Genomic DNA, 23,988 nt, shown 5'->3' with positions numbered 1-23,988 from the left:
GGTCAGGTCAGGTGCGGGATGCGTTCCAGGATTCCGCCCGCGAAGACGTCGTAGAGACCGGTCTGCTCCAGGTGGACGTAGCCGATGTGGCAGTCGCACAGGGCCGCCGGGCACGGTCTGGCCTCCGGGCGGAAGGTGCCGTCGTAGAGGTTGCCGAGGACGGCCGGGACGAAGTGGCAGCGCCGTACGGTGCCCTCGCCGTCCACCGAGATCACGGTGTCCCCCGTACGGCAGGGCCGGCCGGCGCTGCGGTGCGGGGTGCGGCTGTAGGGGAAGAGGCGGTCGATCCGCGTCCAGTCGGCCGCCTCCTCATCGGTGTAGAGGTGCCCCTCGGCGGCGTTCACCCACAGATACACCTCGGCGGGCAGGTCGTCCCGGAGCCGGCGGGCCTGCTCCAGGTGCTCGGGCAGCCCGACGACGCCGACGCTGAAGCGGACCCCGCGCCCGGCCAGATCACGGCATCTGGCCAGGAAGCGTCCGTAGGCGACCTGACCGGGATGGTAGGTCACCCAGAGTGCGAGCGTGTCCAGGTCCGCCTCGGCCAGCCAGTCGGGGCGGCAGCTGAAGTTGGTCTGGATGGCGACCCGCCGGACGTGCGGGAGGTGGCTGAGCTCCACCATCGCCCGCCGGTACCACGACCGCACGAGCCCCTCACCCCACGGCGTGAACAGCACCGAGAGGGGGTGGTCACGCCCGGCCGCCCACCCGGCGAACCGCTCCAGCGCCGTCCGGTCCCGGCGCAACTGCTCGGTGCCGTCACGGCGCTTGGCGAACGGGCAGTAGGGGCAGTCGTAGTCGCAGCTGGACAGCGGGCCCCGGTAGAGGATCGTCAGGTGGCCGGGGTCCTGCTCTCCGGCCCGCAGGACGGGGAGGTCACGGCCGCTCGCGGGCTTGTTCAACTGTTCTCGTATCCCGCCATCAGCTCGCGGACCCGGCCGGAGAACAGCGCCGGGCCGATGGCGTCGGAGTGCGCCAGCCCCTCGGCGGCGAGCCGGAGCCGACCGCCGCCCGCCCCATCGTGGCTCTCGTCTGCTCCGCTCCGGCCGGGTCGCGTCCCGGCCTCCGAGCCGGTCGCCTCCAGCCAGCCCCGGCCGGCCAGGCGCTCCAGGTCCTCGCCGAAGTCGGCCGTCACCTCGGTGCCGAAGCGCGCCCGGTAGGCGGCCGGGTCCAGCCCCTCGGCCTGGAGCAGCGACTGGATCAGATGGCGGCGGCGCCGCTCGTCCTCGTCCAGCCGGAACCCCACGTTGGCGAGCGCGAACTCCCCGGGCGCGAGCCGTACGTAGTCGTCGATGATCGCGCGCACCTGACCGGCGCCCACCGCGTACTCGTAGGAGTAGTGCAGGCCGGAGGTGTAGGACCGGGCCCCGCAGCCGAGCCCGACCATGCCGTCGCTCTGGCAGTCGTAGCCGGTCGCGCCGGAGGATCCGCGCAGCCGGAACATCCGCATCGACACCTGCTCGTATCCGGCGGCCAGCAGGTGGTCACGGCCCTGCCGGTAGAGGCCGAGCCGGTGGTCGTCCCAGTCGCGGGCGCGGCGGCCGAGGCCGGTGAGCGGGCGGACGTACAGCGGGTAGAGGTAGATCTCCTCGGGCTTCCAGGCGAGCGCGGCGTCCAGCGAGTGGCGCCAGGACCGCTCGGTCTGCCCGTCGATCCCGTAGATCAGGTCGATGTTGAGCACCTCGAACCCGGTCTCCCTGATGTGTCCGAGCGCCGTCTCGACCTCCTGCCGTTTCTGCGGGCGTATCGCCGCGCGGGCCTCGGCGTCGACGAAGCTCTGCACGCCGATCGAGATCCGGGTCGTACCCCGCTCGGCCAGGACGGCGAGCCGGTCGGCCGTCGCGGTCGCCGGCGAGGTCTCCACCGACAGCGGCACGGCCCGCAGGTCGGCGCCCATGATCCGTTCGGTCAGGTCGAACATCCGGGTGAGCTCGGCCGCGCTCAGGTAGGTGGGCGTGCCGCCGCCGATGGCCGCGGTGACGAACCTCGGCTCCTCCAGGGCGTCCCGTACGGCCTCCGCCTGGCGTTCCAGGGCGTCCAGGTAGGCGGCGACGAGCTCCTCGGGGGCGCCGGTCCGGGTGAACAGGTTGCAGAACCCGCAGCGCATCTCGCAGAACGGGATGTGCAGGTAGAGGAAGAGGCTCCCGAGCGGCTCCCCCGACCACACCTCCCGCAGCGACGGACGCGGCTCCAGCGGCCGGTATGCCGTCTTGTGCGGGTAGGCGTACACGTACCCCTGGTACGGCCCCGCGCCGGTCGCGCCGTCGGAGGCCGGTCGCGCCGGGATGCCGTCCGGCCCGAGGGCCACCGTCTCCAGCACCCGCGTCCGTGTCCGGCCGGAACTCGGAGTCACCGCCATTGCCCCCGCTCTATCGTGAACTCTCCGTAGGGCACCGTCCAGACGACCTCGTGGCCGATCCGATGCCCGATGTATCCGTCTTCACCGTAGGCGGTGCCGTGATCGGAACAGACGATCGCGAACCCCGGCCGCCGGGTGCTCATCAGGGCGAAAAGCCGGCCGATGTGCCGGTCGACGTACTCCAGCGCGGCGGCGTGGCTCTCCCGGCTGTCACCGTGCTCGCGGGTGGCGCCCGGCAGGTGGAACCAGTTGGGCTGGTGCAGCGCCGACACGTTGACGAACAGGAACACCGGCCCGTCCACCCTCGCCACCGCCCGCTCGGCGCACTCGATCTGCGCCTCGAACGACGTCGGCGAGGTCACCCCGAACGCCGGATCCCAGTGGCTCTCGGCGAACAGCCCCGGCAGTGCGGCCCCGAGGGGGGTGAGCTTGTTGAAGAACCCCACGCCCCCGACGCAGACGGTGTGGTATCCCGCCTGGGCCAGCCCGCCGGGCAGGTCGGGCGCGTCGAACACCCACGTCCCGCCGGCGGTGGTCTCGCTGCCGGGGAAGGCCGCCGCGAAGAGGCGGGGATGCGGTCCGGGTTCGGCGGGGGTCGGCAGGAATCCGGCGAGGATCGCGGCGTGCGCAGCGTAGGTGAAGCTCCCCGGGCTGTGCCGTCGCTGCCACCGCCCGCCGGGCAGCGCCCTGGCCAGGTTGGGCAGCCGCCCGGCCCCGGCCAGCTCCTCGGCCACGTCGTGGCGGAGCGTGTCAAGGGTCACCAGCAGAAGGTCGTGGCTTCCCACGATCCCGTTCATGTCCCGCATCGTCCTCTCACCCATCGGCGTTCCCTCCCGTGGGCGCCGGTACGGCGGGGTGGTGCGCGGCGGCGTCCGGCGCCGCCGTACGGCGGGCGAGGATGGCCCTGACCTGGGCCTCGTAGGTGTTCAGGTGCTCGGCGCCGCCGCCGGGGAAGCCGGTCAGCCGGGGAAGCAGGTCGCCGAAGGCGTTGACCTCGGCCACGGCGACACTCCGCCAGTTGACGCCGATCATCAGGTCGACCCCGGCGGTCAGGCTCCCCGGAAAGCACGACGCCGCCCGGGCGCACGCCTCGGTGACCCGCTCCCAGCCCTGAGGGCCCAGCCTGGTCCTGACCGCGCCGAGATCACCGCGCTCGCCGCCGAGGTGCAGGTTCGTCATGGGGGTACGGCTCGCGCGGACGACGGCGTGGGTCGGCGTGCCGTCCACCACGACCACCCGCAGATCGATCGTCCGCCCGTCGAGGCCCGCCTTGGGGAACCACCGCTCCACGTGGAGCCCGTTCCCGGCGAGCAGGTCGACGATCGCCGCCACGTCCGCCTCGTCCTCGTAGGATCGCACCCGCAGCGAGTTGTGCAGCCCGTCGGCGGACAGCTCCGCCGACGTCACCGCCTTGATCCGGTGGCCGGAGGTCTGCAGGGCGACGACCCCGGAGGCCGACGAGCCGTGGGCCGGTTTGACGAACACCCGGCCCCAACCGGCCTGCCCCATCCGCTCGCGCAGCTCGGCGTAACCGCCGACCGGTCCTGGCAGCGCGGCGGGCACCGGCACCCCGGCCGCCGACAGCCTCGCGTGGCACAGCCGCTTGTCGAACATCACCGCGATCTCGTCGACGTCGGCGAGCAGCACGGCCCCGGGCGTCCGTTCGACGGCCCGGCGGATCCGCGCCGTCCCGGCGGTGAAGGCGGCGTGCCAGGCAGCACCGCCGCCGACCCGGGACGGCTCGCCCGGACCGCGCAGCAGCGCGTCGGCCCCGGCGTCCTCTCCGGGCGACTCGATCCGTACGAGCGTTCCCGGTTCCAGCGGGATGTCCCGGCCCCGCAGCACGGAGGTCCACGGCAGGACGGCGGGCTCCCGCAGGCCGTAGCGGACGCAGGCGTCGGCGAACATGGTCACCCGCCGCTCGCCCGGCGTGCCGACGACCGTCAGCGAGGTCGTCCGGCCACCGGCACGTGACGCCGCTCCTTCCGCGGCGGCCAGGGACGTCAGGTGCTCATGAACCATCGGAGAACCTACTCGCTGACCGCGACATAGCGGCCCTCCGGTGCCCATTCGTGCCTCGCCTCGGCCTCTCCCATGATCAACTCCACGTGTCGCAGCGCGGCGGCCATCCTCTTCACCATGAGTGGGCCGACGAAATGGTGGGTCAGGTCCAGGCGCCTGAGATGGGTCAGCGGCTGGCCCGACAGCAGCGCCTCGACGCCCTCGGCGCCCAGCGCGCCCATCGACAGCGCCAGCGACCTCAGCCCCGCCACCACCGGCGCCGACGCCACCGCCGCCGCGATCTCGTCCTGGATCTCGCTGTCCTGCAGCCCGAGGTGCCGCAACGCCGGCAGCCGCTCCCCCGACAGGATCGGCGCCAGATCCGCCACCGTGGCGTCCCCGCCGTAGTCGGATACGCCCAGCCACAGCTCAAGGTGCTCCAGTGAGGGGAAGTCGCTCGCGCCCACGGCACGGACCATGGCGCCGGACAGCCCCCCGGACTCGACGCGGAGCACCCGTAGCGAGTCGTGACTGACCGGGCGCAGGCCGAGCCCGGTCCCTCCCCGGACCTCCAGGACCTCCAGGCGGGGAAAGGCACCCAACAGTGGCGTCAGATCGCCCTGCTGGATCCAGGAGATCTCGGCCTCGTCCGAGGAGATGTCGCCGAGCGCGATCAGGCGCAGGTTCGGGAAGCGGTCCGCGGCCTGGGTGAGCAGGTCGATCGGCTCGTCGGCCGAGTCCTCGAAGGGAGCCCCCCAGGAGCCGAAGACCAGCTCACGGACGCGGCCGGTGTCGACCGTCTCGACGAAACGGACGAAATAGTCCTCGAAGGTCTCCTCACTGCTGTAGCCGTAGTCCACCCAGAGCCGCCAGGCCTGGGCTCCGCGCGGTGCGTCAGGGTCACCGTCCTCGAGGCAGGGGAAGTGTGAGAGGGGCAGGCTGCTGAACCTGCTGAGATCTCCGCGTCTCATCGGCCTACTCCGCCACGGCGACGTAGCGCCAGTCGTCGTCCGGCTCTTCCTGCTCGGACAGGTCGACCTCGACGCCGGTGCCGGCGAAGGCCTCCTCGACGTGCTTGACCATCGTGCCGGTCAGGTAGTGGTGGTGCAGGTCCAGGCGCCTGAGGTGGGTCAGCGGCTGGCCGGACAGCAGCGCCTCGGCGCCCTCGTCGGTGAGCGTGCCCATCGACAGGGCCAGCGCCTCCAGCCGTGCCACCACCGGCGCCGACGCCACCGCCGCCGCGATCTCGTCCTGGATCTCGCTGTCCTGCAGCCCGAGGTGCCGCAACGCCGGCAGCCGCTCCCCCGACAGGATCGGCGCCAGATCCGCCACCGTGGCGTCCCCGCCGTACTCCGAGACGCCCAGCCACATCTCCAGCTGCTCCAGGGCGGGAAGGTCGCTGCCGGCCACGGCACGCACCACGTGCCCGGGCAGTCCGCCGGTTTCGAACCACAGCGTGCGCAGCGCCCCGTGCCGGACCGGCCGGAGCCGGAGCCCGCTGCCGCCGCGGATGTGAAGTGTCTCCAGCAGGGGGAAGGCCTCCAGCAGCGGGGTCACGTCACCGTGCTCGATCCAGGAGATCTCGCTCTCCTCCGGCTCGATGTCGCCGAGCATGATCGACCGCACGTTCGGCAGCCGGTCGGCCACCTCGCTCAGCAGCCGGACCGGCAGCTCGGAGGTGTTGCCCTCCCAGCCGGGCCCCCACCAGCCGACGACGACCTCGCGCACCTGGGCGAGGTCGCGGGTGGCCAGGAAATCCTCGAAGTTCCGCTGGATCGAGGACCCTCCACCATCCTCGCCCACCACGTGGGCGTAGGAGTCGCCGCGCAGGTCCCATACGGCGCCGTGGCCGGGATTCTCGTTGGTCATCTCGGGTCCTCTGAGGAAAATGGGGTGAAGGGGGCCGATCCGCTCGCTGAGCGCCACGTGTCGCCGGCCACCGCCCGACGGACGCGGTGTCGTCCGTCTTGGGCTCCTGTCAGGCGAAACGTGACAGACCACGTCCTACCAGAGATCGCCGACACTTCTGGAATCATGAATCCACATCGGATGGATGAAAACGGTCAGCGATGATGAGAGTTATGGACAACGGCCACATTGGGCTCAGCTCAGCCCGGGGACGGTGGGTTCTGCTGACCACCGTGCTCGGTTCGGGGATGGCGCTGCTGGACGGCACGGTCGTCAACGTGGCGCTCCCCGCGCTCGGCGACGCTCTCGGAGCCGACATGGCGGGCCTGCAGTGGACCGTCAACGCCTACACCCTCACTCTCGCGGGTCTGATCCTGCTGGGCGGCTCGCTCGGCGACCGGTACGGCAGGCGCAGGATCTTCCTGATCGGCGTGATCTGGTTCGCCGTCGCGTCGGCCCTGTGCGGGCTGGCGCCCAACGTGGAGACGCTGATCGCGGCCCGCGCGCTCCAGGGCGTCGGCGGGGCGTTGCTCACTCCGGGATCGCTGGCCATCATCCAGGCGTCCTTCGTCCGCGAGGACCGGCCCAGGGCGATCGGAGCCTGGTCGGGGCTGGGCGGGACGGCGGCGGCCATCGGGCCGCTCCTCGGCGGGTGGCTGGTGGAGACGGCCGGATGGCGGTGGGTGTTCCTGATCAACCTGCCGGTGGCCGCGCTCGTGGTGGCGGTGGCCGTACGGCATGTGCCGGAGAGCAGGGACGTGGAGGCCACCGGGCGCTTCGACGTGCTCGGCTCGGCGCTGGCCGCGCTGGCACTGGCCGGGATCACCTACGGCCTGATCGACCTGCGGCCGGTCCCGATCGCGGTGGGCGTCCTGCTGGGAGTGGCGTTCGTCTGGCTGGAGATCAGGCGTTCACCCGACGCGCTGGTGCCGGTCGGGGTCTTCACCTCCAGGGTGTTCACGGCGGTCAACGTCGTCACGTTCATCATGTACGCCGCGATGAGCGTGGTGTTCTTCCTCCTGGTCGTCCAGCTCCAGGTGTCGGCGGGCTTCTCACCGATGACGGCCGGATCCGCGATGATCCCGGTCACGGTCCTGATGCTGCTGCTGTCGTCGCGGGCGGGCGAGCTGGCCAAGCGGATCGGGCCCCGCATCCCGATGACGGCGGGCCTCCTGATCTGCGCCGCCGCGCTGCTGCTGATGTCGAGGATCGGCGAGGGCTCGTCCTACCTGACGGACGTGCTGGTCCCGGCGGCCATGTTCGGCCTGGGGCTGTCGGCGGCGGTCGCGCCGCTCACCGCGACCGTGCTGGCCACCGCCGAGGAGCGCTACGCGGGAGTGGCCAGCGGCGTCAACAACGCCGTCGCCCGGACCGGCGGGCTGCTGGCGGTCGCCGCGATCCCGCCGCTGGCCGGCCTGACCGGCGACGCCTTCCACGACCCGGCCTCCTTCACCACCGGATTCCACACGACGATGCTGGTCAGCGCGGCGATGATGGTCGTCGCCGCGCTGATCGCCCTTCTCACCATCCGCGAGAACGTCCTGGCCGACTCCCACCCGCAGATGTGCTGCCCGGTGGAGGCTCCCCAGCAGGGCAGGTGAGAGGCGGTCCGGTCACACGGGAAACGGCCGGCCACCGGCGCACATCACGGCGGGAACCGCCGGCGCACGCCACGGCGGGAACGGCCGGCCGCCGGCGCACGCCTCGGCGGGGACGGTCAGTTCCCGACGCACACCACGGCGCTCAGCACGGCGGGATCGTCGAGGCGGCTCAGTATGCAGTCGGCCAGATCGGCGCGGGAGAGGGTGAGACCGCCGCGGACGTTGCGGTTGAGGGAGGTGCGGTAGCGGCCCGTGCGGGGGCCGTCGATCAGCCTCGGCGGCCGGACGATGGTCCAGGCGAGGCCGGTGCCGCGGATCTCCTCCTCCATGGCCCGCATGTCCGCGAACGGGTGGCGCAGGACGCGCTGGAGCAGGGGCTTGACGATCAGCCGGGTGACCGGTCCGTCGCCGTCGTCGATGAACGCGCCGCTGGCGCTGACCGCGACCAGCCGCCGCGTCCCCGTGTCGGCCATGGCCCGCACGATGCTCCGGACGCCGGCGGCGCAGACGTCGGTGGGGGTCCGCGCGCTGCCGGAGCCGAGCGCCGACAGGACCGCGTCCCGGCCCGCGACTGCGGGGCCGATGGCGTCCGGGGAGCGCACGTCGGCGCGGATCACGCTCAGCAGGGGGTGCTCGTCGAAGGACAGCCGCGACGACCGGCGTGCCACGGCGGTCACCTCGTGCCCGGCGCCGAGTGCCTGCCGGACCAGCTGGGTGCCCGTTCCGCCGCTCGCCCCGAAGACCGTCAGCCTCATCGCAATCGCTCCTGTCCTCTGCCGGGTCCCGCCGCACTGGGGTGAGTGTTCACTCACCTCTATGGTTAGTGAGTACTCACTCACTGTCAAACGGGAGGCGGCCGTGCGGAGCACCAGGGAGCGGATCGTCGACGCCGCCGCACAGGTCATGCGGACCCAGGGGCTCGCCCGCGCCACCACCAAGGAGATCGCCAGGACGGCGGGCTGCTCCGAGGCCCTGCTGTACAAGCACTTCCGCGCCAAGGAGGACCTCTTCCTTGCGGTGCTGCAGGAGCGCCTGCCCGGCGATCTCCCCCGCCTCCTGGCCACCCTGGCGGGCGAGGCGGGCCGGAACACGGTCGCGGGCAATCTGGAGAGGGTGGCGCACGCCGCGATCATCTTCTACGACGAGAGCTTCCCCATCGCCGCGTCGATCTTCTCCGAGCTGCGGCTGCTGGACGGCTACCGTACGGCGATGCGGGAGCGGAGCGCGGGACCGCAGACCGTCAATCTCGGGCTGGCCGCCTATCTCCGTGCCGAGCAGGCCCTGGGCCGCGTCCGGCCGGACGCCGACCCGGAGGCGGTCGCCGCGCTGCTGCTCGGAGCCTGCCTGCAGCACGCGTTCCTGAGCCACTTCACCGAGGTCGAGGCCGCCGGCGCCGCCGCGGGCAGGCTCGCGCGCAACCTGGCGGCGGGCCTGTGACCGGACGGCCCTGACCTCGGGCCTGTGACCGGATGACCCTGACCTCGGGCCTGTGACCGGACGGCCCTGACCTCGGGCCTGTGACCGGATGAACCCTGACCGCGGGCCTGTGACCGGACGGCTGCGGGCCGGTCTGTGACCCGCCGCCTCCGGAGGGGCCGCCGGAGGGTGGGAGCCGGGCTCCGTACGCCGTCGATTCCGGCCCGGCATGTTCTTTACCCGAGCTGGTCATGCGGATTTCACATCCCGGTGGGCGGAGTGTCCGAATTCCCGGAGACCATTCCCCGTATGAGAGCCTCGCTCCTCGCCTCCGCCGTCCTCGCCTCCGCCCTCCTCCTCCCCGCCTCCCCCGCCCTCCCCGCCTCCCCCGCCGGGACCTGCTCCGGCGTCCCCTCCGACTTCGACGGCGACAGCCGCGCCGATCTCGCGGCCGCCGCGCCGTACGCCACCGTCGGCGGTCACGCCCGCGCCGGGTCCGTCACCGTCCTGTACGGCGCGCACGCCGAGAAACGGCTCACCCAGGACAGCCCCGGCGTGCCAGGCGAGGCGGAGACCGGGGACGCGTTCGGCTCGGCGCTGGCTGCCGGGGACTTCGACGGCGACCACTGCGCCGACCTCGCCGTGGGCGTCTCCGAGGAGGACCGCTCCCGGCCGGGCGCCGACGGCGACGGCGCCGTGCAGCTCTTCCACGGCTCCGCGGACGGTCTGCGCGCCGGCAAGATGATCGACGCCGGGGATCTGGGCGGCAGGCGTGGCCCCGACCGGTTCGGCGCCGCGCTCGCCGCCGCCGACCTGGACGGCGACGGGGACGACGAACTGGTGATCGGCGTCCCGGGTCTGGGCGGGGGCGGCGTCGGGCTGTACGGCCTCAGGGGACGCGGGCCGCGGATCATCGGCCAGGACGGCGGCTGGGTCGGGCAGAGCGCGAAGGAGACCGACCAGTTCGGGGCGGTGCTCGCGGTCGGCGACTTCGACGGCGACGGCCGCGACGAGATCGCGGTGGGCGCTCCCGCCGACACGATCTCGAAGAGGAACGGCCAGGGCTCGGTCACCGTGCTCGACGTCCACCGCAGGAGGGCGACGCTGCTCACCCAGGACAGTCCGGGGATCGCCGGCCTCGGCGAACCCTGGGACTCCTTCGGGGCGGCGCTGGCCACCGGCGACTTCAACGCCGACGGCCGCGACGACCTGGCGATCGGGGTGCCGGGCGAGGGCCTGACCGACGACCAGCGGGCGATGGACTACGGCGACGGCACCGTCGACGTGGTCTACGGCTCGCGCGCCGGGCTGCGGACCGCGACCTCGCAGGCGTGGTCGCAGCGGTCGCTCAAGGGGGAGCCCCGATACTTCGACCGGTTCGGCGCCGCGCTGGCCGCCGGGGACCTCAACGGCGACGGGGACGACGAGCTGATCGTGGGAGCGCCCGGGGAGAACGCCGTCCAGGTGCTCGCCGGCAGCCGCTCCGGCGGGCTGACCAGGAGGAACAACGTACTGATCACCGGCCGGGGCGGTGACTTCGGCGCCGCCCTGGCCACGGTCCCGGACCGGGGCCTGGTGGTGGCCGCTCCGGGCGACGGCAGGCTCACCCTGCTGCGAGGGGACACGAGGAAGGGCGCGTATCCGGGCGTGCGCCCGGCGGCGGCGCGGACCTTCGCCACCGCCGCCGGGGACGCCCTCTTCGGCTACGCGCTCACCGGGGCCTCGTCCGCGCGCTGACCGCCCGCGGCGTCCGCACGCCGACCGGCCACGGCCTCCTCACCCTGACCGCCCGCGGCGACCGCGCACCGACCGGAAGCGGCCTCCTCCCGACGACTTCTCACAGGATCCTCGTCTTCGCCTTGATGGTGAGACGGACCTTCTTCGCGATCTTGCCGAGGTTCGCTCCGGGGGTCTTGGTGGCGAGCACGCCGAACCGGACCGTGGCGGTGCCGCGGCGCGAGCCCGCCCAGGCGCGGATCTTCACGGTGGTCGAGTCGCCCTTGTCGAGGGAGGTGATCCAGCAGGCCAGATCCCGCCGCTTGACGGAGCACTTCACGCTGCGCGGCTTGGCGACCACTTTGATCCTGCGGAACCCGCTCGGGAAGTCGCCGACGAGAGCCACGTAGTGCTGGCCTCGTGCCTTCCTGTTGCGGACCTTGACGGTGAAGACGAGGGACCCGCCCCGGCGGACGTGCTTGGGGAAGGAGATCTCGTAGCCGAACTTCGCGGCGGCCTCGGCGGCAGGCGACGCGGTTGCGGCGGCGGGTGAAGCGGTCCCGGCGGGTACGGCGGGCCCCGCGGCCATGGCGGGGCTCTGAAAAAGGAGGGTACCGCCCAGCGCGGCGGCGAGAGCCGCAGCGGTGAGCCTCTTGGCGAGGTGACTCATTGCCGCATCATCTAACAAATTGTCTGGAATTCCCCCTAGTTAGATCAAGGAGGATTGCCCCGCCGGAACGGTGAAGCGGGCGCCGGTCTTCGCGGGGGCGCCCCGGCGGCTGATGTAGTCCAGCGTGCGGAAGTCGGCCCGCAGCTCATCGGAGGTGAGGCGGCAGACGATGTAGCCGCGGCGCTGGTCGAGGTAGGAGATGTGGGGGTTCTCCGCGAGGGTCTCGGCGATCCGCCCCCTGTCCCGGTAGCCGTCGCCGTCGCTGGCGACCGACGAGGTGACGAGCTCCACCGCCACCCGGGGCGAGTCGGGGTCGTCGAAGTCGAGCCTGAGGTCGGCCGCGTGGTGCATGTGCGCGTCGCCGGTCAGCACGATCGGGTTGGCCGCGCCGGAGTCCCGGAAGCCGGTGAGCAGCCGGGCGCGCTCGGCGGCGTAGCCGTCCCAGGAGTCCATGTTGACCTCGGTGCCCGGCCCGACCTTGGAGTCGCGCTGGGCCATCAGGATCTGCTGGCCGACCAGGTTCCACCGGGCGCCGGAGGCGGCCAGCCCGTCCAGCAGCCAGCGCCGCTGGCCCTCCCCCAGCAGGGTGCGCCCGGTCGCGAGCCGTTCGTCGCAGCCGGACCTGAGCCCGTCCTCGCACGCCTGGTCGTCGCGGAACTGCCGGGTGTCGAGCAGGTGGAACCGGGCCAGCGGCCCCCAGTCCACCCGGCGGTGGATCCGCATCGACGAGCCTCCGGGCAGGCTCGCACGGCGCAGCGGCATGTTCTCGTAGTAGGCCTGGAAGGCGTTGGCCCTGCGCCGGGCGAATCCGGCGGCTCCGCTGCTGGAGACGCCGGCGGCCCAGTTGTTCTCGATCTCGTGGTCGTCGAAGGCGACCAGCCAGGGCGCGACCGCGTGCGCGGCCTGCAGGTCGGCGTCGCTCTTGTACTGCGCGTGCCGCACCCGGTAGTCGGCCAGCGTGGCGCACTTGCCCGCGGTGTGCCGGCGGACGCTCCCGCCGAGCGCGGTGTACCCCCGGGGCGCGTACTCGTACATGTAGTCGCCCAGGTGCACGACCAGGTCGGGGTCCTGCTCGGCCAGCCTCCTGTACGCGGTGTAGTAGCCGTGCTCGTAGTGGGCGCAGGCGGCTATCGCGAAGGTGAGCGGGGACAGGGCGGCCGGGGCGGTGCGGGTGCGGCCGACCGGCGACAGGTGGCCGCCGGCGCGGAAGCGGTAGAAGTACTCCCGTCCGGGCTCCAGCCCCGCCGGCTCGACGTGGACGCTGTGCGCCCGCTCCCAGCGCGCGGTCTCGGTACCGGTGCGGACCACCTCCGCGAACCGCTCGTCGGTGGCGAGCTGCCATTCGACGTCCACGTCCCGGGCCGGCATCCCGCCCCGCCCGTCCGGGCCCAGCGGGTCGAGGGCGAGCCTGGTCCACAGCACGAACCCGTCCCGCGACGGATCGCCGGAGGCGATCCCGAGAGTGAACGGATCGCGGCTCAGGGCTCTGGGGGTCACGGCCGGGGCCCGGCCGGCCCCGGTGAGCAACAGGCCGCCCGCACCCGCGGCGGCGACGGACAGGAACACTCTGCGTGACGGCTTCTGCTCCACACCACCAGTGCAACGCCCCCAGCTTTCCCCACTGTGGCCTGCGAATCAAGGCAGGGTGAACAGCCGTTGCACAGGCAAGCGCCTTACCCGCCGTGATTGAACGCCGCCCGTCCGGCAGGCGGCAACGGGGCGAAGAGCTCTCCTCGCGTCGGCCGCTGCCCCCGCGCCGGGCAGAACGCGGCGGTTCAGCCCGGGTACGGCCTCGGACGGCCGTGGAGCGCGCCACAGCACAGGTGCGGCCCTTCCGGGACGGCCGGCACGGCGGGTCAGCCCAGGTACGGCTTCAGATGGTCGTTGAGCGCGCCGCAGCCCAGATACTTCTCCACGGTGTGGAAGTCGAGCCAGTCCAGGTTGACCAGGGCCTCCTGGTCGACCCCGGTGAAGCAGGCCCGCAGCCCCGGCGGGATCGCCGCGATGTCGTCCTTGTCGGCGATGTTGATCCAGCGCCGCACCTGCCGGGGCCGCGCGCCCCAGCCGTTGACCGGTGCGGGCAGCAGGCGCTCGAAGATCACGTTGCGCATGCCGAGCGGGCTGCCGAGGGTGATGAGCAGGTCCACCTCCAGGTCAGGGTGGGCCCAGAGCGTCTCGTAGGCCACCACGCTGCCCAGCGAGTGCGCGATCACCACCTTCGGCCGGTTGCGCCTGATCACCTCGGCCACGGCCGCACGCGCCTCCGCCCGCACCTTGCCGCCGGCGGTCATGTAGGCGGCGACCTCGGGACAGAAGAACCTGGCGAACTCGGCGGCGTTGCCCTGCAGGCGGTCCAGCAGCCAGCCGGTCACCCGGTGCAGCGCGCCGGTCAGGCCCTCCCCCACCGAGTCGAGCTGCTTGGCCCAGGCGACGAAGACCTCCTGGGCGCCGGTGTCCATGCGCTGCACGGCGCGGGGGGAGTCGTCCTTGTTCTCGCCCAGCAGGTGGGCGTAGTAGGCGACCTCGGTGATGTAGCGCTCCTTGGCGTACGGGCCGCCACCGGTCAGGCCCTTGTGCAGGTAGCGGTCCCACTTGTCGCGCACCGCGGCGGCGGCGCCGCTGACGGAGTTCCCCGCGTCGCGGTAGTAGTGGTACTTGCCTATCCCGTGCACACCGACGATCTTGTCCACGCGCCCCACGCCTTCTCTTCACCGATCTCTGCGGTCTGCCCGCAGTCACTGTGACGGAAAAGGAGCGAATGCCACAAGACCGCTCCCATCAGCACGCCCCGAATGGGGCATAAATAGCTTGATGAATGGGTTTGCCTCCCCGTTATTCTGAACGCACACCCCGTAAGAATCCGTGAGAAGGAGTAACCCGCCATGCCCGGTCCGCTTCAGATCAGCGGCTCGGTCTCCGTCCCCGAGGCCGAGCTCCACTGGCGGTTCTCCCGCTCCTCGGGTCCCGGCGGGCAGGGGGTCAACACCACCGACAGCCGGGTGGAGCTCAGCTTCGACCTGGCCGCCACCGAGACGCTCGGCCCGGTCTTCAAGGCCCGCGCCCTGGAGCGGCTGGGGCCCCGCCTGGTGAACGGCGTCGTCACCATCGCCGCCTCGGAGTTCCGCTCCCAGCTGCGCAACCGCGAGGCCGCCGAGATGCGACTGGCCCAGCTCCTGCGCGAGGCGATCGCCCCGCCACCCAAGAAACGCCGCCCGACCAAGCCCAGCAGGGGCGCCGTCGAGCGGCGGATAACCGCCAAGAAGCAGCGCTCCGACCTCAAGCGCCTGCGCCGCGACATCTGAGCGGTCGGGCCGTCCCACCCCCTCTCCGGCCGGCCCCGTTCGCGCGGGCCGTCTCCGGGAAGGCGGTCGGCGCCCGGTGACACAATGAGCAGATGTCTCTCGTCCCCAGCGTCCGCGCGGTCCTGCTCGACGACGACCGGCTCGTGCTGTTCCGCCGCACGGTCCCCGGCGAGGAGCTCTACTGGTCGATCCCGGGAGGGCACGTCGAGCCGGAGGACGCCTGCCTGGAGGACACCCTCCACCGCGAGGTCCTGGAGGAACTCGGCGCCACCGTCTCCGACGTCACCCCGCTGACCACGCTGGAGTGCGTCCGCGAGGAGGGCGTCAAGACCCAGCACGTCTACGGCTGCCGCCTGGTCTCCATGGATCCGGCCCTGCGATGCGGCCCCGAGTTCACCGACCCCGCCCGCGGCCTCTACGAGGTGGTACGGCTGCCGCTCGACCCGGCCGAGATCACCGCCATCAACCTGATCCCCCCGGAGCTCGGCGCTTACCTGGCCGACCACATCAGCCGGCTGCCCGAGCTGATCTCGTGATCTCCGGCCGCGGGGCCCGCACCGGACGGCCCCCGCGGCGTCGGAGCGGCTCCCGCCGCGTCGGAGCGGCTCCCGCCGCGTCAGCGGGGCAGGCAGGCGGACACGCCGTACCTCGCCCCCCGCTTGAAGGCGGACATCCTCTGGGCCGCGGTGCCGTGATCGCTGATATCGGTCCACGACGTCTCGTCGCCCAGTCTCCGGTGCGCCGCCTCGATCTCCTCCAGGTCCCCTCTCTCGAACTGCAGGGTCCCGTCCGCCGCCGCGCCGTACAGGGCGGCTCCGGCCAGGCAGTCCGCCTGGAGCTCGTAGGTGCGCAGGAGCAGCGAGCCGTCGAGCCGCCGCTGCACGGCGTGCCCCCATTCGTGGGCGATGACCAGATACACCCACGCGTCCCCGAAGCGGTAGCCCTCCTCCATGAGGTCGACGTCCCAGGCGAGGTAGTCGCCGGTACGGCAGTACCACGCGTTGTCGTAGTCGAGCCGTTTGCCGTCGCACAGAGGCGGCTTTCTCCCGCCCTTCTGGTAACCGCCGAAAACGCCGGGTCGCGAGTATCTGCCGGTGAAGAATTGCGACCAGTGGGTCGCCCAGTAACGGTTGACCACGTAGAGGGCCGTGGAGATGTCCTTGTCCATGTCGTCCCTCTGCCGCACGGACGCGGAGGCGGCTCCGCCGCCCGCGCCGACAGTGATCAGGGATGCCACGGCAACCATCAGCCAGGCCGTTCTCCATCGCCGCATGCTCACGACCGCCTCTCGTCGGCCCCGATCCTGCCTAGACGGTAAACGTGAATTCAGTCCCGCGGAAGGGAGAAACATGATTCATAGCGATATCTCACGAAGCACGACTTAATCGGCGCTCCATGAGATATAAATCACTTTCATGCCCTTGTGCCACTCTTGTGGCACGCCATTGTTCCCGGTCCCGGCTCACGGGAACGCACGGCGACAGCGGACAGATCAGGTCAGGTCAGGCGCCGTCGTCGACCAGGTCGATCAGGTCGGCGACGGAGTCGACCACCCGGGACGGGCGGAACGGGTAGCGGTCGATCTGGTCCTTGGCCATGACGCCGCTGAGCACCAGGATCGTGTGCAGCCCGGCCTCCATGCCGGAGACGATGTCGGTGTCCATCCGGTCGCCGATCATGGCGGTGCTCTCGCTGTGGCCGTCGATGGCCCGCAGCGCGCTGCGCATCATCATCGGGTTGGGCTTGCCCACGAAGTAGGGATCCACGCCGGTCGCCTTGGTGATCATCGCCGCGACCGCGCCGCAGGCGGGCAGCGAGCCCTCGTTGGACGGGCCCACCGGGTCGGGGTTGGTGGCGATGAACCTGGCGCCCCCCTCGATCAGCCGGATGGCCCGGGTGATCTGGGTGAAGCTGTAGGTGCGGGTCTCGCCGAGCACCACGTAGTCGGGCTCGATGTCGGTGAGGACGTAACCGGCCTCGTGCAGGGCGGTGGTCAGGCCGGCCTCGCCGATCACGTAGGCGGAGCCGCCGGGACGCTGGCCGGCCAGGAACTTCGCCGTGGCCAGCGCCGAGGTCCAGATCGACTCCGCCGGGATGTCGAGACCGGCGGCGCGCAGCCGTACGGCCAGGTCGCGCGGGGTGTAGATGGAGTTGTTGGTGAGCACCAGGAACCGCTTGCCGGACTCACGCAGACGGCGGATGAACTCATCGGCCCCGGGCACCGGATGTCCCTCGTGGACAAGGACTCCGTCCATGTCCGACAGCCAGCACTCGATCGGCTTGCGCTCGTTCACCGTTCCCCCGCGTTCCATGCCAACAGGTACGGAACAAGGATGACAGGTCCGAGACGGGCGACACGTCATCAGGCCCGCACATCACCGGCTCCCGCCCCGGCGGCCTCCTACTGCATGGTGCGCCAGCTCTGCTCCTCGACCAGCTCCCTGCTGCGCCAGCCGTACGGCGTGCGGATCATGCGGTGGTGGTACCACCCTCCGCCGCGGATGAGCCCGGCGGCGTCGGCGGCGACCATGTCCCTGGACGGGGCGAGCGTGTCGGTGAACGAGGCGGTGACCACGGCCTCGTCCCCCTCGAACCTGACCGTCGTCGCCCCGATCAGGTGCTGGCGGCCCGGCCAGTTCGGCAGCACCTCGGCCAGCCAGCGCCGGGCCTCGTCCCGGGTGCCCCGGATGCCGCCGGCCGCCGTGTAGTCGATCACCGCGTCCGCGGTGAACACCAGGTCGAGCCTGGCCCAGTCTCCGGTGTCGATGGAGTAGGCGTATTTGGCGAGCAGGTCGCCGATCTCCAGCCGGTCCGCGATCTCCTGTTCCCTCATCCCCCTATACAACCAAACGCTTGGTCAGGGCGCGAGGGCATCCAGTGCCGCTCCGGCCCGCCGCATCGACTCCTCGGGGTCGGCGTCGGGCGAGCCGATCTCCGGGTCGAAGTTGAGGTCGTGGAAGACGTCGGTGACGCCCCTGGCCTCCAGCACCGCCACGTCCTGCCGGATCTCCTCGAACGAGCCGGTCAGCGGGGCACGGCCGGCCGCTCCGGACGGGCGGATGCAGGTGACGCCGCGGGTGACGAAACGCAGCGCCTCCGGATCCCGCCCGGCGGCCCGAGCCGCCTCCTTTACAATGTAGATTTTTTCGTCGATCCGGTCGAGGTCCTCGCGGCTCGAACTGATCCAGCCGTCCGCCAGCCGCCCCGCGCGCCGCAGCGCCACCTCCGCGCTCCCGCCCAGCAGGATCGGCGGCGGCGTGAGCGGCTTGGGATCCTGGTGGACGGGGGGCAGCTCGTAGAACTCCCCCTTGTGCTCCACGACCTCCTCCGACCAGAGCCGCCGCAGCACGTGGACGAACTCCTCCCCGCGCCGGCCGCGCCGCTCGAACGGCACCCCCGACGCGGCGAACTCCTCCGGCAGCCACCCCAGCCCGAGCCCGACGTCCAGCCTGCCGCCGGACACCGCCTGCAGGCTGGCGAGCTGCTTGGCCAGCATCGCCGGCGAGGAGAACGGCATGTTGAGCACCGCCACGCCCAGCCGGATCCGGCTGGTCACCCCCGCCAGGTAGGCCAGTGTGACCACCGGGTCGTGCACGCTCCGGTAGACCGGCCCCATCGCATGCCCCTGCGGGTACAGCAGGCGCTGGAAGGTCCACACCTCGTGGTAGCCGAGGGCCTCGGCCCGCTGCGCGACCTGCACCATGTTGGCGGGCGTCGCCCAGGATCCCGACACCGGCACCGCGAACCCGATCCTCATGTCATGCACTTTATTCGCCGTACGGCGGAGCCGCGGATCAGTGGTTCACTTGCCGGATGGATCACAGCGACGACCTGATCGACGAACTGCTCCGGATCGGCACCCGGTACGGCGACGCGCCCGCCGAGGTGCTGCCGACCAGGCCGGACGTGATCATCGTGCGGGCGGGCTCCGTCGTGGTGAAGGCGCACGCCCCCGGGGCGGCCGAGGCGCCGCTGGTGGAGCGGATGCGGGCCGTGGCGCACCCGGCGCTGCGCGGGATCATGCTCGAACCGCTGACCGAGGAGGTCGCGGTCGTCCACGACCGGCTGGTCACCGTGTGGCCGGCCGGGGTCCCGGTGGACCACCGGGACCCGGACGCGGCCCCCTGGGAGGCGGCCGCGCGGCTGCTGGCCCGGCTGCACGCCGTACCGGCGCGGGAGCTGCCCTCGCTGCCGGCCGCGGGCGGGCCCGCCCGGGTGGCCGCCACGGTCGCCCGCCTGGACGGCGACTCCGCCGCCGAGCGCGTCGTGCGCCGGGCTCTGGCCTGCCTGCCCTCCCTCGACGCCGGACCCGGCTCGCCGGCCCACGGCGACTGGCACATGGGCCAGCTGGTCCGCCTCCCGGGCGGATGGATCCTCATCGACGTCGACGATCTGGGGATCGGCGACCCGGCCTGGGATCTGGCCAGGCCCGCCGCCTGGTTCGCGGCCGGGCTGCTGGAGCCGGAGGTGTGGCACCGCTTCCTGGACGCCTACCGCGCCGCGGGCGGACTCGCCGCAGGAGCCGGCGCAGACCCGTGGGAGCGGCTCGATCTGCCGGCGCAGGCGATGACCGTGCAGCTCACGGCGGCGGCCGTGGCCACCGCCAAGCGGGAGGGACGGCCGCTGGACGAGGTCGAGCAGGTGCTGATCGACACCTGCCAAAGAATTGTTCAGCTCCGGAGCGCCTGTCATAGTGTGCCCACGCAGTAGGTTGTGGTTACGTCAAGACAATGCCAAGGACAAGGAGATCAGCCAGATGCAGTGCCCGAAGTGTCGCGGCGCAATGCGCACTTATGAGCGCAATGGCGTCCATATCGACCAGTGTGACGGCTGTCGCGGGATCTTCCTGGACTATGGCGAGCTCGAGACGCTGACTCGCATGGAGAGCCAGTGGTCTCAGTCGCATGCCGCTCCGCCGCCGCCTCCGCCGCCCCCGGTGCACGGTGCTCCCGCCTGGGGCGCGCCGCACCACGGCGGCCACTACGGCCACCACCGCCAGCGCAGCTGGGTGGGGATGCTCTTCTCGACCTGATCCGATCAGGGGGGAACCGAGACCGCGATCCCGTCACGGGATCGCGGTCTTCGCGTCTCCGGCCGGGGATCAGCCGGGGAAGTCGCCGGGCTTGATGCGCTTGGGCCGCACGGTGCCGCCCTTGACCGCGTTCAGCGTGATGGTCCAGTCGGTCCAGCGGATCTGGGTCGCGGTGTGGACCGTCCTGAAGCGCACGGACTTGCCGAACTGCTCGAAGTCGCACGACCGGGTGAAGCCGCGGGCCTTGGAGTCCCAGTCGGTGCCCAGGGTGTAGTAGACCTTGTAGCTTCCGTCACGCACGCCCTGGATCCTGAACTTCGACTTCTTGCGGACGTAGACGCGGATCGCCTTCTTCTTGCCGCGCACCAGCACGACGACCGCGTCCCGGCTGTTGCCGTTCTTCAGCTCCAGGTAGGCCCGTCCGGGACGGCCCTCGGAGGTGATGAACTTGCCGTTGGACAGGCGGCGGGACCGCTCCTTGCCGACCTTCACCGGCACGACGTCGGCGCGGTAGTCGCCCAGGTCGGCCAGCGCTTCCCCGCTGTCGCGGACGGGCGACAGCTGCCCGGCCTCCTCCACCCCGGTCAGCACGGCGGGCCCGGTGCAGACCTCCTGCGCCCGCACGTCCTCCTGCGCCGCGGACAGCGCGGACACCAGCCGCCGGAGCGTGCCCACGTAGTCGCCGTGCTCGGTCCTCACCTCGGGCGGCGGGACCACGGCCTCCAGCCCGGAGACCGCCTCCTCCATCATGGCGACCGTCCGCTCCAGCCGCTCGTCGAGCCCCTTGCCGTCGGTCGCGTCCAGCTTCTTGAGCGCTTCCCTGATCGGGCCGCGCGCCTTGTCGAGCTCGGCCCGGTAGGCCTCGGGGGTCAGTCCCGTGGGGGTGGGCGTGCCGCTGGAGGACGCGCCCGTCCCTCCCCCGCCGCCCGTGGTCCCCACGACACCGCCCGCGGTGGCCGAGCCGACCACGGGATCACTGGAGGTGCCGGAGGTGCAGGCGGTCAGGGCCAGCACGGTGACCACGGCACAGGAGAGCAGACGGGGGGTAGTCACCTGCCCCACTATCGCCGGATCGATCACGACACGTCAACGGGGAATCGTCCTTTCTCCGAATCATCGCTCGTCCGGCGGCAGAACGCCCGGCCCTCGCAGGAACAGCGCGGAAAGAGACATGAAACGATGCCCAGAAACGTGTCGTGATTTATCGGGACACAGGAGACTGCGCAGGCGCGCATGCCGTTGAAAGCGATTCCATTCCGCCTCTCCCCCTCCGGGCGGACGGCCCGGCCCTCGGGGCGGACGGCCTAGTCCACCGGGCGGACCACGAGCAGGGAGCGGGGCCGCTTGGTGAACTCCACGTCCCCCGTCACGGTGAACGTCTCGCCGTCGCGCGCCAGCCGTACCACGCCGGAGGGCGAGGAGACCTTCAGCGTGTCGGCCTGCCACTGATGGTAGTGCCGGGAGAGGCCGAGCCCGCCCAGCAGCACGCTGGTGAGCGCGCGCAGCCGGGGCAGCCGGGAGGTGGCGGTCAGCAGCCGGACGTCCAGCAGCCCGTCCTCCAGCCGCCGCCTCAGGCGGGGGGCGGCTCCACGCGAGTCGTAGCGGCAGTTGCCGACGAACAGCAGCCAGACCCGCCGGGGGACGCCGTCGACGACCACCTCCTCGGGCTCGGCGGTGCGCAGCACGCGGCCCAGGGCCCACAGCAGCGCGGGCCACTTGCCGACGCGCCGCTCGACGGACTCGCGCCGGTCGACGAGCTCCGGATAGACGCCGAGGCTGGCGTTGTTGAGGAAGACCCGGCCGGCCACCTCCCCCACGTCCACCGCGACCACCCCGCCCGACCGGTAGGCGGTCAACGCCTCCTCGGGACCGTGCAGGCCCAGCGCCCCGGCGAAGTGGTCGAGCGTGCCCGCCGGGATGACCAGCAGCGGCCTGCGGTGCTCCAGCGCGGCCTGCGCCCCGCGGTTGACCGTGCCGTCGCCCCCGGCGACCGCGAGCACCCGGGCGCGGGCGGCGGCCTCGCCCATCAGCTCCGCCATGTCCCGCCCGTCCGCCTCGACCACCTCGGCCCCCGGTAGCGCGGCCCGCACCGTCGCGGCCGTGGACGGTTCGCCGCCCGCCCGGGGGTTGATCACGGCCACCACGCCCCGGCCGTCGGGGTCGTGACCGGGCACCGACGGCGCGGTGACCACGCGCGGCGCGCCCGTCACGGCCTCCGGCCAGAGCCGCCGGGTGACCAGCCCGGTCGCCACGCCGATCGCGGCCCCCGCCAGGACGTCGCCGGGGTAGTGCACACCGGTGTAGACGCGGGAGAAGCAGACCGCCGCCGCCAGCAGCGCGACGGGGACCGCGACCGCGACGGGAGCCTCCATGGCCACGGCGGTGGCGAACGCGGCGGCCGAGGCCGAGTGGCCGGACGGGAACGACGCCGATGCGGGCACCTTGATCATCCGCGCCAGCGGGAGGCCGTCCAGCGACGGCCGGGTCCGGCCGAAGAGCTGCTTGCCGACCAGGTTCACCAGGGGGCTGGCCAGGCTGACCGCCAGCAGCCCGCGGGTCGCGGCGCGGCGCAGCGGCCGCCGCCCGCTGGCCGCCAGCGTCCCGGCCAGACCGGCCCAGAGCAGCGAGTTGTCGGCCGCGCGCGACAGGGCGGGCACGAGGCGTTCGAGACCGGGGAGCCGGGCGTCCGCCACCGTGGCGAACAGCCGCCGGTCCAGCCTGCCGAGCCTCGACCTCCACCGCATGGGCCCCACCTTTCCGAATGACGAGCAAGCGAACAGCCACTTAATTCTGTCGCATACCCCGAAATCCGGCGCACGCGCCATTTCCTGTCCTCTCATAATTCCAACAAGAGAGGCTATTTATGGAAATGGGGTGGAATGAAGCGGTCGATCGGCATCGCTCTCGCACTGTTGCTCGGCGCCGTGGTGGTGGCGGCGGTCGTCCTGGGCGACGGCGGCGGCGGACCGGCCACGGTCCGCGGTGTGATCGGCTCGGAGAAGAGGCCCTTCTTCGACGATCCCCGGGTGCGCGCGGCGTTCGAGAGGCATGGGCTGCGGGTGGAGGTGGACACCGCCGGCTCCCGCCAGATCGCGACCGAGGTGAGGCTCGACGACTACGCGTTCGCGTTCCCCTCCAGCCTCCCCGCCGCGGAGAAGATCAAGAAGGACCGGAAGGTCTCCACGACGTTCTCCCCCTTCTACTCGCCCATGGCGGTCGCGACGTTCCAGCCGATCGCCGACGTCCTGGCCAGGGCCGGGCTGGTGCGCGACTCGGGCCACGGCTACCAGGTGCTCGACATCGCCGCGTACATGAAGCTGGTGGCCGCGGGCACCCGGTGGGACCGGCTGCCGGGCAACACCGCCTACCCGGCGCGCAAGCGGGTGCTGCTGACCACCACCGACATCAGGACCTCCAACTCCGCGGCCATGTATCTGGCGATGGCCGGCTACGTCGCCAACGGCGACGACGTGGTCACCAGCCCGGCCCGGATCCCCGAGGTGGCCAGGGCGGTGGCGCCGATCTTCCTCGACCAGGGGTACTCGCAGTCCTCGACCGAGGCCCCCTTCACCGACTACCTCGTCATGGGGTCGGGCAAGACGCCGATGGTCATGATCTACGAGGCCCAGTACCTGTCCCGCGTGTTCGCGGGCGACGGCTCGATCCGGCCCGAGATGCGGCTGCTCTATCCCGCGCCGACCGTGCTGAGCAAGCACACGCTGGTGCCGTTCACCCCGCAGGCCGCCGAGATCGGGCGGCTGCTGACCGAGGACCCCGAGCTCAGGGGCCTCGCCGCGCTGCACGGCTTCCGCACCGCCGACCCCGGCGCCTTCACCGATCTGGCCGCCAGGCACCGGGCACCGGTGGCGCGCGACCTGGTGGACGTGGTGGAGCCGCCCGCCTACGAGCACCTGGAGGGGCTCGTCTCCGCCATCGAGCGGCTGTACGCGAGCGGCGCCGTGCCGAAGACCGAAGGAGGGCCCTGA

24 protein-coding genes are annotated in these 23,988 nt (G+C 72.0%); 8 read left to right on the top strand and 16 right to left on the bottom strand.

Annotation, left to right across the window (positions count from 1 at the left end):
• Positions 1 to 2: 2 nt before the first annotated feature.
• Genes SROS_RS15690 through SROS_RS15665 form a run of 6 tightly spaced genes read right to left on the bottom strand, consistent with a single transcriptional unit; the run spans position 3 to position 6,226 of the window.
• On the bottom strand, positions 3 to 899 hold the full coding sequence (locus SROS_RS15690; RefSeq protein ID WP_012889925.1) for an STM4011 family radical SAM protein: 897 nt from the start codon (positions 897 to 899) through the stop codon (positions 3 to 5).
• The gene (locus tag SROS_RS15685; protein ID WP_012889924.1) at positions 896 to 2,356 is read right to left on the bottom strand and encodes an STM4012 family radical SAM protein; all 1,461 of its coding nucleotides are present in this window, start codon (positions 2,354 to 2,356) and stop codon (positions 896 to 898) included. The genes SROS_RS15690 and SROS_RS15685 overlap by 4 nt, the downstream gene beginning before the upstream one ends.
• A complete protein-coding gene (locus SROS_RS15680; RefSeq protein ID WP_012889923.1) occupies positions 2,347 to 3,177 on the bottom strand; it encodes an STM4013/SEN3800 family hydrolase in 831 nt (276 codons plus the stop codon). The genes SROS_RS15685 and SROS_RS15680 overlap by 10 nt, the downstream gene beginning before the upstream one ends.
• A complete protein-coding gene (locus tag SROS_RS15675) occupies positions 3,170 to 4,378 on the bottom strand; it encodes an STM4014 family protein (RefSeq protein WP_012889922.1) in 1,209 nt (402 codons plus the stop codon). Before SROS_RS15675 ends, SROS_RS15680 begins: the two co-directional genes overlap by 8 nt.
• 8 nt (positions 4,379 to 4,386) lie before the next feature.
• Positions 4,387 to 5,328 (bottom strand): STM4015 family protein, encoded by a 942-nt coding sequence (locus tag SROS_RS15670; protein WP_012889921.1) that lies wholly within the window; start codon positions 5,326 to 5,328, stop codon positions 4,387 to 4,389.
• A gap of 4 nt (positions 5,329 to 5,332) precedes the next feature.
• A complete protein-coding gene (locus SROS_RS15665; protein ID WP_012889920.1) occupies positions 5,333 to 6,226 on the bottom strand; it encodes an STM4015 family protein in 894 nt (297 codons plus the stop codon).
• A gap of 212 nt (positions 6,227 to 6,438) precedes the next feature.
• Between SROS_RS15665 and SROS_RS15660 the strand changes: the two genes are divergently transcribed.
• Positions 6,439 to 7,866, top strand: coding sequence for an MFS transporter (locus tag SROS_RS15660; protein WP_052316946.1), 1,428 nt, complete (start codon positions 6,439 to 6,441; stop codon positions 7,864 to 7,866).
• Between the two features lie 116 nt (positions 7,867 to 7,982).
• Here the strand turns inward: SROS_RS15660 and SROS_RS15655 are convergent, their stop codons facing one another.
• On the bottom strand, positions 7,983 to 8,621 hold the full coding sequence (locus tag SROS_RS15655) for an NAD(P)-dependent oxidoreductase (protein ID WP_012889918.1): 639 nt from the start codon (positions 8,619 to 8,621) through the stop codon (positions 7,983 to 7,985).
• A gap of 103 nt (positions 8,622 to 8,724) precedes the next feature.
• On the opposite strand from SROS_RS15655, the gene SROS_RS15650 reads away from it, so the two are divergent.
• Together SROS_RS15650 and SROS_RS15645 are read left to right on the top strand one after the other, a co-directional pair.
• Complete coding sequence (locus SROS_RS15650; protein WP_218919847.1) at positions 8,725 to 9,303, top strand: TetR/AcrR family transcriptional regulator; 579 nt, start codon at positions 8,725 to 8,727, stop codon at positions 9,301 to 9,303.
• A 288-nt stretch (positions 9,304 to 9,591) separates the two neighbouring features.
• Positions 9,592 to 11,019 carry an FG-GAP repeat protein gene (locus SROS_RS15645; protein WP_043652095.1) on the top strand — a complete coding sequence of 476 codons (1,428 nt, stop codon included), beginning with the start codon at positions 9,592 to 9,594 and terminating at the stop codon, positions 11,017 to 11,019.
• 100 nt (positions 11,020 to 11,119) lie between these two features.
• Here the strand turns inward: SROS_RS15645 and SROS_RS15640 are convergent, their stop codons facing one another.
• From SROS_RS15640 to SROS_RS15630, 3 genes are all read right to left on the bottom strand, one after another.
• Complete coding sequence (locus SROS_RS15640) at positions 11,120 to 11,668, bottom strand: hypothetical protein (RefSeq protein ID WP_012889915.1); 549 nt, start codon at positions 11,666 to 11,668, stop codon at positions 11,120 to 11,122.
• Positions 11,669 to 11,707: 39 nt separating this feature from the next.
• Positions 11,708 to 13,258: an alkaline phosphatase D family protein gene (locus tag SROS_RS15635; protein WP_012889914.1), complete on the bottom strand. Its 1,551-nt coding sequence runs from the start codon at positions 13,256 to 13,258 to the stop codon at positions 11,708 to 11,710.
• Between the two features lie 266 nt (positions 13,259 to 13,524).
• Complete coding sequence (locus SROS_RS15630; RefSeq protein WP_012889913.1) at positions 13,525 to 14,358, bottom strand: hypothetical protein; 834 nt, start codon at positions 14,356 to 14,358, stop codon at positions 13,525 to 13,527.
• Positions 14,359 to 14,550: 192 nt separating this feature from the next.
• Between SROS_RS15630 and arfB the strand changes: the two genes are divergently transcribed.
• Together arfB and SROS_RS15620 are read left to right on the top strand one after the other, a co-directional pair.
• The gene (gene arfB, locus SROS_RS15625; protein WP_012889912.1) at positions 14,551 to 14,970 is read left to right on the top strand and encodes an alternative ribosome rescue aminoacyl-tRNA hydrolase ArfB; all 420 of its coding nucleotides are present in this window, start codon (positions 14,551 to 14,553) and stop codon (positions 14,968 to 14,970) included.
• A 92-nt stretch (positions 14,971 to 15,062) separates the two neighbouring features.
• On the top strand, positions 15,063 to 15,506 hold the full coding sequence (locus tag SROS_RS15620) for an NUDIX hydrolase (protein ID WP_012889911.1): 444 nt from the start codon (positions 15,063 to 15,065) through the stop codon (positions 15,504 to 15,506).
• 80 nt (positions 15,507 to 15,586) lie between these two features.
• Here the strand turns inward: SROS_RS15620 and SROS_RS15615 are convergent, their stop codons facing one another.
• The 4 genes from SROS_RS15615 to SROS_RS15600 form a co-directional block, all read right to left on the bottom strand.
• Positions 15,587 to 16,216, bottom strand: a complete 630-nt coding sequence (locus tag SROS_RS15615) for a neutral zinc metallopeptidase (protein WP_218919846.1) — start codon at positions 16,214 to 16,216, stop codon at positions 15,587 to 15,589.
• Between the two features lie 256 nt (positions 16,217 to 16,472).
• The gene (locus SROS_RS15610; protein WP_218919845.1) at positions 16,473 to 17,282 is read right to left on the bottom strand and encodes an HAD-IIA family hydrolase; all 810 of its coding nucleotides are present in this window, start codon (positions 17,280 to 17,282) and stop codon (positions 16,473 to 16,475) included.
• 89 nt (positions 17,283 to 17,371) lie between these two features.
• The gene (locus tag SROS_RS15605; RefSeq protein WP_012889908.1) at positions 17,372 to 17,803 is read right to left on the bottom strand and encodes a nuclear transport factor 2 family protein; all 432 of its coding nucleotides are present in this window, start codon (positions 17,801 to 17,803) and stop codon (positions 17,372 to 17,374) included.
• A gap of 24 nt (positions 17,804 to 17,827) precedes the next feature.
• Positions 17,828 to 18,727 carry a TIGR03619 family F420-dependent LLM class oxidoreductase gene (locus SROS_RS15600; RefSeq protein ID WP_012889907.1) on the bottom strand — a complete coding sequence of 300 codons (900 nt, stop codon included), beginning with the start codon at positions 18,725 to 18,727 and terminating at the stop codon, positions 17,828 to 17,830.
• Positions 18,728 to 18,783: 56 nt separating this feature from the next.
• Here SROS_RS15600 and SROS_RS15595 point away from each other — a divergent pair, with 56 nt between their 5' ends.
• Together SROS_RS15595 and SROS_RS15590 are read left to right on the top strand one after the other, a co-directional pair.
• Positions 18,784 to 19,680: a phosphotransferase family protein gene (locus SROS_RS15595; RefSeq protein ID WP_012889906.1), complete on the top strand. Its 897-nt coding sequence runs from the start codon at positions 18,784 to 18,786 to the stop codon at positions 19,678 to 19,680.
• A 46-nt stretch (positions 19,681 to 19,726) separates the two neighbouring features.
• The gene (locus tag SROS_RS15590; RefSeq protein ID WP_012889905.1) at positions 19,727 to 20,002 is read left to right on the top strand and encodes a TFIIB-type zinc ribbon-containing protein; all 276 of its coding nucleotides are present in this window, start codon (positions 19,727 to 19,729) and stop codon (positions 20,000 to 20,002) included.
• Between the two features lie 69 nt (positions 20,003 to 20,071).
• Here the strand turns inward: SROS_RS15590 and SROS_RS15585 are convergent, their stop codons facing one another.
• Positions 20,072 to 21,055, bottom strand: coding sequence for a hypothetical protein (locus SROS_RS15585; RefSeq protein ID WP_148269095.1), 984 nt, complete (start codon positions 21,053 to 21,055; stop codon positions 20,072 to 20,074).
• Between the two features lie 251 nt (positions 21,056 to 21,306).
• Entirely contained in the window at positions 21,307 to 22,746 is a 1,440-nt protein-coding gene (locus SROS_RS15580; RefSeq protein WP_043652090.1) for a bifunctional phosphatase PAP2/diacylglycerol kinase family protein, read from the bottom strand.
• 135 nt (positions 22,747 to 22,881) lie between these two features.
• Between SROS_RS15580 and SROS_RS15575 the strand changes: the two genes are divergently transcribed.
• Positions 22,882 to 23,988 carry a hypothetical protein gene (locus SROS_RS15575; RefSeq protein ID WP_012889902.1) on the top strand — a complete coding sequence of 369 codons (1,107 nt, stop codon included), beginning with the start codon at positions 22,882 to 22,884 and terminating at the stop codon, positions 23,986 to 23,988.

Source organism: Streptosporangium roseum DSM 43021 (assembly GCF_000024865.1).
GTDB lineage: Bacteria > Actinomycetota > Actinomycetes > Streptosporangiales > Streptosporangiaceae > Streptosporangium > Streptosporangium roseum.
Note: the sequence above shows the minus strand (reverse complement) of the source record. Positions and strands in the feature narration are given on the sequence as shown.

Coding starts and splice junctions, on each gene's coding strand:
- SROS_RS15645 (WP_043652095.1), top strand. CDS start 9,592: ATGAGAGCCTCGCTCCTCGCCTCCGCCGTCCTCGCCTCCGCCCTCCTC.
- SROS_RS15640 (WP_012889915.1), bottom strand. CDS start 11,668: ATGAGTCACCTCGCCAAGAGGCTCACCGCTGCGGCTCTCGCCGCCGCG.
- arfB (WP_012889912.1), top strand. CDS start 14,551: ATGCCCGGTCCGCTTCAGATCAGCGGCTCGGTCTCCGTCCCCGAGGCC.
- SROS_RS15575 (WP_012889902.1), top strand. CDS start 22,882: ATGAAGCGGTCGATCGGCATCGCTCTCGCACTGTTGCTCGGCGCCGTG.
- SROS_RS15595 (WP_012889906.1), top strand. CDS start 18,784: ATGGATCACAGCGACGACCTGATCGACGAACTGCTCCGGATCGGCACC.
- SROS_RS15610 (WP_218919845.1), bottom strand. CDS start 17,282: ATGGAACGCGGGGGAACGGTGAACGAGCGCAAGCCGATCGAGTGCTGG.
- SROS_RS15655 (WP_012889918.1), bottom strand. CDS start 8,621: ATGAGGCTGACGGTCTTCGGGGCGAGCGGCGGAACGGGCACCCAGCTG.
- SROS_RS15665 (WP_012889920.1), bottom strand. CDS start 6,226: ATGACCAACGAGAATCCCGGCCACGGCGCCGTATGGGACCTGCGCGGC.
- SROS_RS15680 (WP_012889923.1), bottom strand. CDS start 3,177: ATGGGTGAGAGGACGATGCGGGACATGAACGGGATCGTGGGAAGCCAC.
- SROS_RS15600 (WP_012889907.1), bottom strand. CDS start 18,727: ATGAGGATCGGGTTCGCGGTGCCGGTGTCGGGATCCTGGGCGACGCCC.
- SROS_RS15620 (WP_012889911.1), top strand. CDS start 15,063: ATGTCTCTCGTCCCCAGCGTCCGCGCGGTCCTGCTCGACGACGACCGG.
- SROS_RS15605 (WP_012889908.1), bottom strand. CDS start 17,803: ATGAGGGAACAGGAGATCGCGGACCGGCTGGAGATCGGCGACCTGCTC.
- SROS_RS15675 (WP_012889922.1), bottom strand. CDS start 4,378: ATGGTTCATGAGCACCTGACGTCCCTGGCCGCCGCGGAAGGAGCGGCG.
- SROS_RS15590 (WP_012889905.1), top strand. CDS start 19,727: ATGCAGTGCCCGAAGTGTCGCGGCGCAATGCGCACTTATGAGCGCAAT.
- SROS_RS15580 (WP_043652090.1), bottom strand. CDS start 22,746: ATGCGGTGGAGGTCGAGGCTCGGCAGGCTGGACCGGCGGCTGTTCGCC.
- SROS_RS15615 (WP_218919846.1), bottom strand. CDS start 16,216: ATGGTTGCCGTGGCATCCCTGATCACTGTCGGCGCGGGCGGCGGAGCC.
- SROS_RS15685 (WP_012889924.1), bottom strand. CDS start 2,356: ATGGCGGTGACTCCGAGTTCCGGCCGGACACGGACGCGGGTGCTGGAG.
- SROS_RS15660 (WP_052316946.1), top strand. CDS start 6,439: ATGGACAACGGCCACATTGGGCTCAGCTCAGCCCGGGGACGGTGGGTT.
- SROS_RS15670 (WP_012889921.1), bottom strand. CDS start 5,328: ATGAGACGCGGAGATCTCAGCAGGTTCAGCAGCCTGCCCCTCTCACAC.